The 12,346-nt window shown below is 68.0% G+C and carries 11 protein-coding genes and 1 tRNA gene; 5 read left to right on the forward strand and 7 right to left on the reverse strand.

Annotated features, from left to right (window positions below):
* Positions 1 to 4: 4 nt before the first annotated feature.
* The 4 genes from ACH49X_RS10960 to ACH49X_RS10975 form a co-directional block, all read right to left on the reverse strand.
* Positions 5 to 703 (reverse strand): 2'-5' RNA ligase family protein, encoded by a 699-nt coding sequence (locus ACH49X_RS10960; protein ID WP_357110497.1) that lies wholly within the window; start codon positions 701 to 703, stop codon positions 5 to 7.
* A 204-nt stretch (positions 704 to 907) separates the two neighbouring features.
* Positions 908 to 981 (reverse strand) — tRNA-Gly (locus tag ACH49X_RS10965).
* Between the two features lie 257 nt (positions 982 to 1,238).
* The gene (locus ACH49X_RS10970) at positions 1,239 to 1,949 is read right to left on the reverse strand and encodes a phosphatase PAP2 family protein (RefSeq protein WP_357110500.1); all 711 of its coding nucleotides are present in this window, start codon (positions 1,947 to 1,949) and stop codon (positions 1,239 to 1,241) included.
* 288 nt (positions 1,950 to 2,237) lie between these two features.
* Entirely contained in the window at positions 2,238 to 3,011 is a 774-nt protein-coding gene (locus ACH49X_RS10975) for an SDR family NAD(P)-dependent oxidoreductase (protein ID WP_039804349.1), read from the reverse strand.
* Between the two features lie 114 nt (positions 3,012 to 3,125).
* On the opposite strand from ACH49X_RS10975, the gene dcd reads away from it, so the two are divergent.
* Positions 3,126 to 3,725, forward strand: coding sequence for a dCTP deaminase (dcd, locus tag ACH49X_RS10980; RefSeq protein ID WP_067796475.1), 600 nt, complete (start codon positions 3,126 to 3,128; stop codon positions 3,723 to 3,725).
* 79 nt (positions 3,726 to 3,804) lie between these two features.
* Here the strand turns inward: dcd and ACH49X_RS10985 are convergent, their stop codons facing one another.
* Positions 3,805 to 4,254 (reverse strand): hypothetical protein, encoded by a 450-nt coding sequence (locus ACH49X_RS10985; RefSeq protein ID WP_195080874.1) that lies wholly within the window; start codon positions 4,252 to 4,254, stop codon positions 3,805 to 3,807.
* Between the two features lie 230 nt (positions 4,255 to 4,484).
* On the opposite strand from ACH49X_RS10985, the gene ACH49X_RS10990 reads away from it, so the two are divergent.
* The 3 genes from ACH49X_RS10990 (at position 4,485) to ACH49X_RS11000 (ending at position 8,852) form a co-directional block, all read left to right on the forward strand.
* The gene (locus ACH49X_RS10990; RefSeq protein ID WP_357110504.1) at positions 4,485 to 5,822 is read left to right on the forward strand and encodes an XRE family transcriptional regulator; all 1,338 of its coding nucleotides are present in this window, start codon (positions 4,485 to 4,487) and stop codon (positions 5,820 to 5,822) included.
* A gap of 101 nt (positions 5,823 to 5,923) precedes the next feature.
* Positions 5,924 to 7,177, forward strand: coding sequence for a pyridoxal phosphate-dependent aminotransferase (locus tag ACH49X_RS10995; RefSeq protein WP_195080872.1), 1,254 nt, complete (start codon positions 5,924 to 5,926; stop codon positions 7,175 to 7,177).
* Between the two features lie 394 nt (positions 7,178 to 7,571).
* Positions 7,572 to 8,852, forward strand: coding sequence for a YibE/F family protein (locus ACH49X_RS11000; RefSeq protein ID WP_357110507.1), 1,281 nt, complete (start codon positions 7,572 to 7,574; stop codon positions 8,850 to 8,852).
* A 13-nt stretch (positions 8,853 to 8,865) separates the two neighbouring features.
* Here ACH49X_RS11000 and ACH49X_RS11005 read toward each other — a convergent pair whose 3' ends face one another.
* Entirely contained in the window at positions 8,866 to 10,173 is a 1,308-nt protein-coding gene (locus ACH49X_RS11005) for an Hsp70 family protein (protein ID WP_323124685.1), read from the reverse strand.
* Positions 10,174 to 10,324: 151 nt separating this feature from the next.
* Positions 10,325 to 11,647 (reverse strand): UDP-glucose/GDP-mannose dehydrogenase family protein, encoded by a 1,323-nt coding sequence (locus ACH49X_RS11010; RefSeq protein WP_357208904.1) that lies wholly within the window; start codon positions 11,645 to 11,647, stop codon positions 10,325 to 10,327.
* 132 nt (positions 11,648 to 11,779) lie between these two features.
* Between ACH49X_RS11010 and ACH49X_RS11015 the strand changes: the two genes are divergently transcribed.
* Positions 11,780 to 12,319: a YdcF family protein gene (locus ACH49X_RS11015; RefSeq protein ID WP_357208903.1), complete on the forward strand. Its 540-nt coding sequence runs from the start codon at positions 11,780 to 11,782 to the stop codon at positions 12,317 to 12,319.
* Positions 12,320 to 12,346 lie beyond the last annotated feature (27 nt).

Raw genomic sequence — 12,346 nt, forward strand, 5'->3', positions numbered from 1 at the left:
GCTTTCAGAGCGCGAGCACGGCGCGGTCGGTCCAGCGATACCGGCGGCCGTCGCGGCGCAGCTCGACGAGTTCGACCCTGCTGACGCGCACGGTGACCGGTGGCAGATCCCGCAGCGCGGCCACGTCGGCGATCAGCGCCGCAGGGTCCCGGGGTCGGTTGAGGTAGCCGATTCCGACGTGCGGCCGGAAGTCGGTCGTCTCGGCGAGGCGACTCGTCGGCCGGTGTGCGGCGGTCGCCGCGCGAAGCGCGTCGTGCAACGCGAGTAGGTTGTGCCACGGGGCGACCGAGAACCGCAGCGCACTGGCGGATCCGGTCAGCGGCCCGACCTCGACATCGAACGGCGTGACACCAGCGAGCCGTGCACGTGCGGCATCCGCGATACCCGTGAGCTGTTCGCCGGATACCTCGCCGACCTTGCCGACACTCAGGAGCGTCATGTGCAGAGCGTCGAGGGGAACCAGGTCGATCCCATCGTCGGCGAGAGTCTTCTGACATCGCTCGGCGAGATCGGTCAGCGCGGGATCGTCGAAAGTGAGATACCAGTAGTAACCGGACTGACCGGGCGCCCATGACTTCAGGGTCCAGTGGTCGTGCAAGTTCCCGAGTTGCCGGAACGCAACCCAGTCGTTGGACCGAATGGCCGCCGCATCGGACGTCGATGCGGGCCGCAGCAACGGGAATGGGCGCTGGGTAGAAACCACGCGGTGAGTGTACGGACGCGCGACCTAGCCCGTCCGACAATAAACCCGCCGCACCTACCCATTCAGCACGATCCATTCGCCCTCTACCGCAACGACCCCGTTGAGTGGCACATGACGGAGGGGTCCACTCGTGATTCGCCTCAGCCATGTGCCACTCGAGGACGAAAGGCCCTGGGGCGGCGGGTGCCGGTCCAGGGCCTTCGGTGGAGCCGATGACGGGAATCGAACCCGCGCTGTCTGCTTGGGAAGCAGAAGTTCTACCATTGAACTACATCGGCAGTCGTATCGAGACTTTAGCAGATGGTGCCTACGCGTGGTAAAAGTCCTGATAGACGGTCCTGACCAGGGCTGATGTCCTTCGTTTAGGACCAGGACGTCGACGAGAGTTGATCTTGCGTTCCGGGGCTTTCAGGGGCGTTCGGACGCGATCCTCACAATCCTCACAAAATCGAGCGCGGAGACTCCCAGATTGCGGACTCCTGAGCGAGGGCAACGCGGGCAGTAGCGGCAGGGTGCGGCCTCTGGCGGTGGCCGACTACGGCCGAGGAAGAGATGTCGCGGCCCGGTCCGACTTCCTGCTCGGCAGGTGGTCCCCGGCCGCGCCCCGGCCGACGGGTAACAAATACCGATACACGGTCAAACAGAGGATGAGCCACAGCGCCCCGAAGCACCAGCCGCCGAGGACGTCGGTGGCCCAGTGGACGCCGAGGTAGATCCGCGACAGGCCGACCGCGAGGACGAACAGCGCGGCGGCGATCGCGGTCCAGGCGCGCAAGGCGGGGCCGTGTATGCCGGGGAGTGCGACGGCGAGGACGATGCCGACCACGACGAACGAGCCCATGCTGTGCCCGGATGGGTAGGCCTGGTTGGAGACGCTGATCAGATGTTCTTCGATGGGCGGACGGTCCCGGTCGGTCAGTCGCTTGCCGCCGCGCACGAGTAGCCCGCCGCCGAGCCCGGTGATCGCGACGAGCGCCGCCGTCGTCCAGCGCCGCCGCCAGGACAGGATCAGGCAGGTCACCGTGGCCAGGGCCGTCATGGCGAGTGTGCCGCCCAGCAGGCTGACCGTCACCGCGACCGGAGTCAGCGTGCCGTTGCGGTGCGCTACGGCCCAGTCGGTGATGCCGCGATCGAATCCGCCAGGACCGCGATTCCCGACCACACCTGCCGTGAGAGACGCGGCGCACACCACCAGCAATACGGTGAGCACCCGGATGGCGTTGCGAATGCGAAGGGAAGTCACCATTCCACAGTCCCACTTCCGCCGCCGGAAGGTAGCCAAGTCCGTTCCCCAGCTGGGACGACACCAGGACCGTGCTATCGATCGACCGGCGCGAGCGACCGGGTCGTACAGCGCGGCCCTCTTCGGGGTGCGCGTGACGTCAGCGACGCGCAGTCCTCGGCGGTACCCGGTGAGACGATCGGCCCGCGGGCGGTATCAGGCAGCCGCAGGCGTGCCGTAGTGGATGCGCGGCAATGCGCGGGGCGGTGGCTATCCGGCGGCGCGGTCGAATGTGGCGAGCGTCTTGCCGACTCAGAACTTGCTGTAACCGCCGTCGATCAGCAGAGTGTCGCCGGTGTGGTAGGCGCTGGCGGGGCTGGCGAGGTAGACGGCGACGGATTCGAAATCGCTCGGCAGACCCCAGCGGCGAACCGGGATTCTCGGGTGGACGCGTTCGCGGAAGCGGTCCCAGGCGAAGGCGTCCTCGGTCATCGGCGTCTCGACCCAGCCGGGCAGCACCGAGTTCGCGCGGATGCCGTGCTTGGCCAGCTCCACCGCGATCGAGTTGACCATGGCGATCAGCCCCGCCTTGCTGGCCGCGTAGGACTGCCCGCGCGGAACGCCCTGCTGGGCGGCGAGGCTCGCGGTGGCGACCAGGCTGCCGCCTTCACCCTGGGCGAGCATCGCCTTCGCCGCTTCGCGCAGCGTCACGAACGCCGCGTCGAGGTTGAGCGAGGTGACCCGGCGGAATTCCGCGAGATCGGTCTCCACGAAGGGGATGAACCCTTGGCTGACACCGGCGTTCACGAAGCAGGAGTCGATGCGGCCGAGTTCGGCGGCCGCGCGGCCGATGGTGTCGATCACCTGCTGTTCCTCGCCGACGTCGCAGCTCAGCGCGAGCACCCGCCCGCCGAAGGCGCGCAATTCGGCGGCGGCGGCCTCGTTGCGTTCGGTGTTGCGGCCGACCACACAGACATCGGCGCCGGCTCGCGCGAGCCCACGGGCGAACCCGAGACCGATGCCGGAATTACCCCCGGTGACGACGGCGACGTGGCCGGTCAGGTCGAACAGCGAGCCCTCGGTCATATGGTCCATCCCTTCGCTCACGGGCGGCGGCGCCCGAATGAATGCGAGGATATCGGTCTCTCCATATCACTGTGCGGCTGAGGAGCCCCGTCGAGCAGGCGCTACGCTCGTCGCGTGCTGCTTTCCGATCGTGACATCCGCGCGGAGATCGCCGCTGGGCGTCTCGGCGTCGAGCCGCTGCTGGAGAACCTGATCCAGCCCTCGAGCATCGACGTGCGCTTGGACCGGATGTTCCGGGTCTTCAACAACACCCGCTACACCCACATCGATCCGGCGCAGCAGCAGGACGAGCTCACCAGTCTGGTCGAGCCTGCCGAGGGCGAGCCGTTCGTGCTGCACCCCGGCGAATTCGTGCTCGGCTCCACCCTCGAGGTCTGCACCCTGCCGGACGACCTGGCCGGACGGTTGGAGGGCAAGTCCAGCCTCGGCCGCTTGGGCCTGCTGACCCACTCGACCGCGGGTTTCATCGATCCCGGCTTCAGCGGGCACATCACGCTGGAGCTGTCCAACGTGGCCAATCTGCCGATCACGCTGTGGCCGGGCATGAAGATCGGCCAGTTGTGCCTGCTCAGACTGACCAGCCCGGCCGAGCACCCGTACGGCAGCGCCGTGGCCGGCTCGAAGTACCAGGGTCAGCGCGGACCGACTCCGTCGCGGTCCTACCTCAACTTCCCGATTCCGGCCGCCGCGATCGACGCCGCCGAATCACGCTGACGCCGCCGGGTCCGCTTCGTCGACTGTGGGGGAGAAGCGGACCCGGCGGACGGCAGCGGGGAACTGACCGCGGAGGTGATCAGTCCCCGCCGCCCGCTCCCACCGCGAGCGCCGTTGTGAGGATGACGGACAGCGGTGGAAGCGTGTCACCGCGGCTCGGCGGGCTGACCCAGTAGCACCCTTCCCGGGTCCAGCGGCCGAGGCCGGTCGGCAACATCACGGCGCTGCCGACGGCGGGCAGGCCGATATCGAGCCGATTGAGCGCCTCGAGCACCTGTGGTCCCGGTCGGCTGTCGGGCTCGGCGAGGAAACTCCATCGGATCTGCCTGGCCAACATGGGACCCCTCGTTCCCTGTTGTTCCAGTGCGACGCGCACCTTTTCGGCACGTGCGGTCGGCAGGTGGACGACGCAAACGCGCCCGGTGATCGGCAGCATGGCGAAACCGCCACGCTCGGTGACCGGCAGTCCGAACTCGTGCCGATAGAACGCCACCCAATCGTCCACGGTCCTGAGTTTCTCGACATTCACGGCGAACTCCTTGCCTTCCGCCTCAATGGTCCCGGCTCGCCGCATGATTCGGCATCCCCCGCCCGCCCGCCTTCCGCTGCCCTTCCGCTGCCTTTGATGCGGGCCGTATTTCACCTGTGGCCCCGCTCACAAACCGCTCGTACTCTGGTAGGAGTTCGTTCGGAAGGGATGACACCGTGGTCACGCATTGGTCAGGCAAAGAGGCCCGTGCCCTTCGCGATGCCAAGCGGATGAGCATCAGGGAATTCGCCGCCCATCTGGGTGTGCACGAACGCTTGGTGTCGAAGTGGGAAGCCGGAGGCGTCCGGGTCCATCCACGACCGATCAACCAAGCCGCTCTGGATACCTCACTGGCCAGGTCCGACGATGTGGTGCGGGCGCGGTTCGCGGCACTGATCGATCGGCCCGCGATCGATCGAGCCGTCCCGCCGGGTTTCGATGCGCAGGCCGACGCCTCGGCGCGCGTTCACTATTCGAGCGACGCGGACCTTTTGGCTCTCATAGACGCCGGTGCGATGAGAGGTGCTGCGTTGGCAGCGATTTCGGAGAGGGATCTGATCATGGCGGCTGCCCACGAGGCCAGCGAGCACGCCGGCAAGGCCGAGAGCACCAATGTCGGTGCGAGCACGTTGGAACAGCTCGACGCGGATGTCGTGCGCATCGCGAACGATTACGTGCGCATTCCGCCGGTTCCGATGATGGTGGAAATGGTGCGGGTGCGGCGGCGGGTGTACCGGTTGCTGGAAGGCCATCAGCGGCCCGCCGACACCGGGCATCTGTATCTGTTGGCGGGCACGCTCTCGGGCCTGCTCGCCAACGCGAGTACCGACCTCGGCTACTACGACGCGGCGGGCGAGCAGGTCCGCGCGGCATGGGCCTACGCGGAGTTGTGCGGGCACAACGGACTTCGGGCCTGGACCCGCGGCATGCACGCGCTGATCGAATACTGGTCGCAGCGGCCGCGCCGGGCGGTCCAGCTCGCCCAGAGTGGGCAGGAGTTCGCCGAATCCGCGACCGCGCAGGTGCGGCTGCTCAATATCGAGGCGCGCATCTGGTCGGCGCTCGGCAGCGCCGCCGACACCGATCGCTGCGTCCGAGCGGCGGGCGACGCCCGCGAGATCGCCGCCACCGACACCCTGCACGACGAGGTGGGCGGCGTCTTCGGGTTCAACGACGCCAAGGCCAACTACTACGCCGGCGCCACCTACATCCACCTCGGTCAGGCCGAGCCCGCGCTCAGCGCCACCCAGCGGGCCATCGAGCTGTACTCCAACGGACCGTCCGAACAGCGCTCCTACGGCGCGGAAGCGCTCGCCAGGGTGGACTGCGCGGCCGCGCACCTGATCAACGGCAGCCTGGACGGCGCGGCCGAGGCGCTGCAACCGGTGCTCGGGCTCGACGAGGACAAGCGCATCGCGCAGCTCGAGGAGCGGTTGACCGGTGTGCGCAGGCGGATCGCGGCCCCGGCCTTCCGCGACTCGGTCGAGGCGCGCCGGTTGGACGAGCGGATCGAGGAATTCTGCGGCTCGACGGCGGCCAAGGGCATCCCACCCGTCGGTCCCCACTGAGTGACGCGTCACACCCGGCGGGGGCCGTCGCCGCCGTCGGGGGCGTGGCGGCCCGATCGGAGCTCGGCCAGGCGATTTATCCAGTTGCGACGGATGGCACCATGGGACGGGTGAGTCCTCATCATCCGCACCGCCCCCCGCGTGTTCTGGAGCAGTCCACGAAGCTGCAGAACGTCGTCTACGAGATCCGTGGACCGGTACACGCGCACGCGGCACGGCTGGAGGCCGAGGGCCACCGCATCCTCAAGCTCAATATCGGCAACCCCGCCCCGTTCGGGTTCGAGGCGCCCGACGTGATCATGCGCGACATCATCGCGGCGCTCCCGTACGCCCAGGGCTACTCCGAGTCCAAGGGCATCCTCTCGGCGCGGCGCGCGATCGTGACCCGCTACGAACTCGTGCCCGGTTTCCCCGAGCTGGATGTGGACGACGTCTACCTCGGCAACGGCGTCTCCGAGCTGATCACCATCACCATGCAGGCCCTGCTGGACAACGGCGACGAGGTGCTGATCCCCGCGCCGGACTACCCGCTGTGGACCGCGATGACCAGCCTGGCCGGCGGTACGCCGGTGCACTACCTGTGTGACGAGGCCAACGGCTGGCAGCCCGACATCGCCGACATCGAATCGAAGATCACCGACAAGACCAAAGCGCTGCTGGTGATCAATCCGAACAACCCCACCGGCGCGGTGTACTCCGCCGAAGTGCTCCAGCAGATCGCCGACCTGGCGCGCAAGCACCAGTTGCTGCTGCTCGCCGACGAGATCTACGACAAGATCCTCTACGACGACGCCAAGCACATCTCGCTGGCCACGGTGGCGCCCGACCTGCTGTGCCTGACCTTCAACGGGCTGTCCAAGGCCTACCGGGTCGCCGGCTATCGGTCGGGCTGGCTGGCGATCACCGGGCCGAAGGAGCACGCGGCCGGGTTCCTGGAGGGCATCGATCTGCTCGCCTCCTCGCGGTTGTGTCCGAACGTGCCCGCGCAGCACGCCATTCAGGTCGCGCTCGGCGGTCATCAGAGCATCGAGGACCTGATCCTGCCCGGCGGGCGGCTGCTCGAACAGCGCGACGTCGCCTGGGAGCGGCTGAACATGATTCCCGGCGTGTCCTGTGTGAAGCCGAAGGGCGCGCTCTACGCGTTCCCGCGGCTCGATCCGAACGTGTACGAGATCTACGACGACTCGAAGCTGATCCTGGATCTGCTGTTGCAGGAGAAGATCCTGATGGTGCAAGGCACCGGCTTCAACTGGCCGGACCACGACCACCTGCGGATCGTCACGCTGCCATGGGCCAGGGATCTCGCGGTCGCGATCGAACGGTTCGGCAACTTCCTGTCCAGCTATCGCCAATAGTGGGAAGGGCGGCGGCGGTCAATATAATCGCCCCGCTTCCGGCCTGGAAACAAACTCGACGTACGGATACCTGTCGGATTTGGCGACTGGCTAGCGCAAAAGAAGTACTTTTGTGTACAGTGGTCCTCGGCACTCTGAGTGCCTGGTCGGATTGCCTACCCCCCCTGGGCATATCCGGCCTCGGGTTAGGCCGCCTACCCCCCTGGGCCGCCTGCCCTGCGGGCGGCGGAGACATCCCCCTGCTCTCCGCCGCCCCCTCTAACTTCCTTTTTCTCCCGCGATCGGTCCGCATCGACCGTGTATCCGCTGTGTTCGGTAACCGCCGCGACGGTCTTGAAAATGAAATCCTTTAGGCTCGCTCCGGGCGCAAACACATCGGACAGGTAGGAGCGCGGTGAGCGACCACCACCACCATCATCACGATCATTCGGGACCGATCGCGATCGGCGCGACCGCGGCGCGCGTGGTCGTCGGGCTACTCACCGCGATCGGAATCGTCGTCGTCATCGGCGCGATCGTGCTGTGGCCGAGCAAGCAGCACATCGACATCCCGCTGCCGATGCAGAACGCGGGCGGCGGCGCGGTGCAGACCGAGGCGGGCACCGTGGTGCTCCAGGATGTGGGGCCGTGCGGCAGCCCGTCGCTGGGCAAGGTGTTCGTCGACCAACCCCAAGCGCCGCGCAACAACGCCTACACCTGCCAGCGCAGCCTGATCTCGATCGAGTCCGGACCGCACAAAGGCAACCGCACGCTGCTGGAGATCGCCCCCGGCCCAGGACAACCCGATCTGCACGCCGGTGACAAGCTCCGGCTGGTCCGCCAGACCGACCCGAGCGGGACGCCGCTGTATTCGTTCGAGGACTACTCGCGCGGGCTGCCGCTCACGCTGATCGCCCTCGCGTTCGTCGTGGTGATCATCGTGGTGGCGCGCTGGCGCGGCGTCCGCGCGCTGCTCGGCCTGGTGTTCGCCTTCGCGGTCCTGGTGCTGTTCCTGCTGCCCGCGCTGCTGGACGGGAAACCGGCGATCCCGGTCGCCTTGGTCGCGGGCTCCCTGATCCTCTACGCGGTGCTGTATCTGGCGCACGGGGTCAACCTGCGCACCAGTTCGGCGCTGCTCGGCACGCTGACCTCGATGCTGCTCGCCGCGGGGCTGTCCTGGCTCACCATCGAGATGACCAATCTGACCGGGCTTTCCGAGGAGCAGAACACCAACGTCGCCACCTACATCGAGCACGTCAGCATCACCGGACTGCTGCTGGCCGGGTTCATCATCGGTTCGCTCGGTGTGCTCAACGACGTCACGATCACCCAGGCGTCGGCCGCGTTCGAGTTGGCCGCGATCGACCGGTCCGCCTCCCGGCGGGAGGTTTTCGCCGCTGCCATGCGCGTGGGGCGCGATCACATCGCCAGCACCGTCTACACGCTGGTACTCGCCTACGCCGGTGGGGCGCTGCCGCTGTTGCTGCTGTTCAGCGTGGCGGGGCGGTCCATCCGCGACGTGCTGACCGGTGACGCGGTGGCCATCGAGATCGCGCGCTCGGCGGTCGGCGGTATCGCGCTGGCGCTGTCGGTGCCGTTGACCACCGGCATCGCGGTGCTGCTCGCCCGCCCGTTCACGACCAAGGAACCCGCGCCGGCGCCGCGCCCGCGCCGCGCCCGGCACGCGCGGGTCTGAGACTTCGCCCGGCTCAGCGCTGCGGCGGCGGAGGGAAGGGAAAGACCTCCGGCGGGATCGTGGGGACCACGATCGGCGGAAGGCCCGGCACCACGATGGTGTTCGGGCCGGGCGGCGGCGGCGTCTCGCTGGTGGTCTGCCTGCGATTCGGCGGCGGCGCGGCGATGGATTCGTGCGCGGGTGACTCCGTGGTGCCCGGCGCGACCGCGACCTGCGGGTCCAAGCTGGTGGTGCGCGGTGTGGTGGTCGGCGACAGCGACGGCGATCCCTCGCTGGTGTGCGAATCGCGTTCCAGCACCTGCGGTCCGTAACCGAGACCGAGTCCGATCGCGGCGACCACGGCCAGCGCGCTCACGGTCAGCACCGCGCCGCTGATCTCGCGCTTGCCGCGCTGGGCCGGAGCCGACAGCCAGGCGGGTGACAGCTCGTCGTCCAGCAGGGCGCTCGCCGTCGGCGTCTCCTTGCGGACCGGTCTGGCCAGCAGCGCCGCGCCGCGCGCCATCACGGTCTCCGGGCTGTCGGGCACGATGACGGGCACGCCCATCCAGCGTTCGAGAACCTTGGCCACCAGCGGGATCCTGGCGCAACCGCCGATGGCGAGCACGCCGTGCACGGGGCGGTCCGAACGGACGATCACGTCGCGCGCCATCCGCGCCGACGACTCGATGGCCAGCATGATCAGCGATTCGAAGTTCTCCTGCGCGAGCAGGACCAGACCCTGCTCGCTCGGCAGCGCCACCGCGGTGTTGGTGGTCAGCTGCTCCTTCGCCTCCCGGCACAGCGCGTCCAGCGCGGCCAGGCCCGCGGCGTTCGGCGGGTGCGCGATCCGCCCCGAGGCGATCTGCTGCTCCCGGATCAACGAGTCGAGATAGTCGCCGCTGATGTCGCTGGTGCGCTCGCTGTGCCTGACCTCGCGGGTCTGCGTGTCGACCACGCTCACCGTCAGGCCCGAACTGCCCAGGTCGTAGACGACCAGCGAGGAGATGCCCCGGATATCGCCGGTGGCCTGCGCGAATTCGAGCGCGGCCGCGATCTCCGGCACGAGTTCGTAATTGGTCAACTGCTGGCGCGCCATGGCGGCGCGAATGGCGCGGGCGTGCTGCTCACTGCGGTAGGCGATCGCGGTGGCGCCGATACCGGGCGTGGCCTCCAGGGTGACGCCGATGGCCTCTGCAGCCAGCTCTTCCACGCTCTGGTCGACGACTGGAATGGTCTGCAGATCGAAGGAATGCGGGGAGACATGCCCGTGGGGGTTCGCGGTGTGTGGTCGCGCCATACGGACAGCGCCGGCCCCCACCGAAACTCCCAGTACCGAACTCATCAGCTGCCCATCTCGTTTCACACTGCACGACATGCGAGCCTGCACCATCCGTCGGCGGAGACCCGCTGGACGGACCCTACCGTCGGCGATCAGCTGTGCTTAAGGCAGGACTGGTCGTCTGTCTGGCAGTAGCCCGCCTCGCCCCGCAACTCTACGGTGTGCCGAGTCCCGCGTACACCCATCCGGCTGCTCTCCAGGTGGCACGATTGAGACAGTTCCTGCCGTCGATGATCGAGCGGGCACGCACCACCCGGTCGAGGTCGCCGGGGCGCAGCGCGGTGAATTCGTCCCACTCGGTGAGCACGAGCACCACGTCGGCGCGGTCGCACGCCTCGACGACCGAGGTCGCGTAGTTCAGGGTGGGGAACACTCGGCGCGAATTCTCCAGCGCCTTGGGATCGTAGACGGTCACCACGGCTCCGTGGAGCTGGATCATGCCCGCGACGTTCAGCGCGGGGGAGTCGCGCACGTCGTCGGACTCGGGTTTGAACGCCGCGCCGAGCACCGCGACATTGGCCCCGAGCAGTGAACCGCCGCAGGCGCGAGCGGCCATGTCGACCACCTTGGTCCGGCGGCGCATGTTGATGTTGTCCACCTCGCGCAGGAAGGCGACGGCGTGGTCGGCGCCGAGTTCGCCGGAGCGGGCCATGAACGCGCGGATATCCTTGGGCAGACATCCGCCGCCGAAACCAAGTCCGGCGTTGAGGAATCGACGGCCGATGCGCGCGTCATAGCCGAGGGCGTCGGCCAGCATGGTCACATCGGCGCCGGTCGCCTCGCACACTTCGGACACCGCGTTGATGAACGAGATCTTCGTCGCCAGAAAGGCGTTCGCGGAGACCTTCACCAATTCCGCTGTGGCCAGGTCGGTCAGCAGGAACGGGACTTCGGCGGCGATGAGGTCGGCGTAGACCTCGCGCACCAGATCCTCGACCCACCCGGCGGCATCACGGTCGCGGTCGACGCCGAGAACCAGCCGGTCGGGCCGCAGAGTGTCCCTGACCGCGAATCCTTCTCGGAGGAATTCCGGATTCCACGCCACTTCGACGTCGGTGGAACTCAGTGCGCGAGCGCGAGTTCCCAGCGCGGCCGCCGTGCCGACCGGAACGGTCGATTTGCCGATGATCACCGAGGGACGTTCCAGCAGCGGGGCGAGCGTATCCACCACCGCCCGCACGTATTTCAGGTCGGCGGCGTACTCGCCCTTCTTCTGGGGCGTGCCTACGCCGAGGAAATGCACGTCCGCGTGGTCGGCCGCCTCGGCGTAGGAGGTGGTGAACCGCAGGCGGCCCGCGTCGAGGTTGCGGCGCAGCACATCCTCCAGGCCCGGTTCGTAGAACGGCACCACTCCGTCGGACAGCTTCGCGACCTTGCCCGGGTCCACGTCCACTCCGATGACGTCGTGCCCGAGTTCGGCCATGCACGCCGCGTGCGTGGCCCCGAGGTACCCGGTTCCGAAGACTGTGCATCGCATGATCGATTGGTAAGCCCCGCCGGTGGACACGCCACGTCAGCGAGGCAAGGGTCCGGGCAACAGCAGATGTACATGCGGCTACATGGCCGAGGCCGGCGCCGTGACCTGGTGTTACGCCCGGCTAGCATCGGCATGGTGCGACGTCGTCGGTTGGTCTCTGCCGCGCTCGGCGTCGGTCTGGCGGTGGTTGTCGCCACGGTGGCGCTGTGGCCGGTCTACGTGCGTCCGCGGACCGATCCGCCCGCGCGGGCCGACGCCGTGCTCGTTCTCGGTGGAGCACACGACGGTCGCGAACAGCTGGGCCTGCGCTTGGCGCGCGAGGGGTACGCGCCGCGGGTGGTGTTCTCCAATCCCTATGAGCACAGCGCCATGCTGAACCGGATCTGTCACGGCGGCTACAGCTTCGAGGTGCTCTGCTTCGACCCGTCCCCCCGCACCACCCGCGGCGAGGGGCGCGAACTCGCCCGCCTCGCCCGCGCCCACAATTGGCACCGCGTCATCGTCGTAACCTTCACCCCGCACATCTCCCGAGCCCGCTATGTCCTGCAAAAGTGCTGGGCCGGAGAACTTCTCTTCACCGACCCCGAACCCACCCTCTCGGTCCCCCGGTGGGCTTACGACTACGTCTACCAATCGGTGGGCTACCTGAAGGCATTCTTCGAGGACTGCTGAACGCCGGACGTTTTGATAGCGCACCAG

It is taken from the genome of Nocardia sp. NPDC019323, assembly GCF_044389845.1.
GTDB classification, from domain to species: Bacteria; Actinomycetota; Actinomycetes; order Mycobacteriales; family Mycobacteriaceae; genus Nocardia; species Nocardia implantans.

Coding starts and splice junctions, on each gene's coding strand:
- ACH49X_RS11005 (WP_323124685.1), bottom strand. CDS start 10,173: ATGAGTTCGGTACTGGGAGTTTCGGTGGGGGCCGGCGCTGTCCGTATG.
- ACH49X_RS10975 (WP_039804349.1), bottom strand. CDS start 3,011: ATGACCGAGGGCTCGCTGTTCGACCTGACCGGCCACGTCGCCGTCGTC.
- ACH49X_RS10995 (WP_195080872.1), top strand. CDS start 5,924: ATGGGACGGGTGAGTCCTCATCATCCGCACCGCCCCCCGCGTGTTCTG.
- ACH49X_RS11015 (WP_357208903.1), top strand. CDS start 11,780: ATGGTGCGACGTCGTCGGTTGGTCTCTGCCGCGCTCGGCGTCGGTCTG.
- ACH49X_RS10970 (WP_357110500.1), bottom strand. CDS start 1,949: ATGGTGACTTCCCTTCGCATTCGCAACGCCATCCGGGTGCTCACCGTA.
- ACH49X_RS10990 (WP_357110504.1), top strand. CDS start 4,485: ATGAGCATCAGGGAATTCGCCGCCCATCTGGGTGTGCACGAACGCTTG.
- ACH49X_RS11010 (WP_357208904.1), bottom strand. CDS start 11,647: ATGCGATGCACAGTCTTCGGAACCGGGTACCTCGGGGCCACGCACGCG.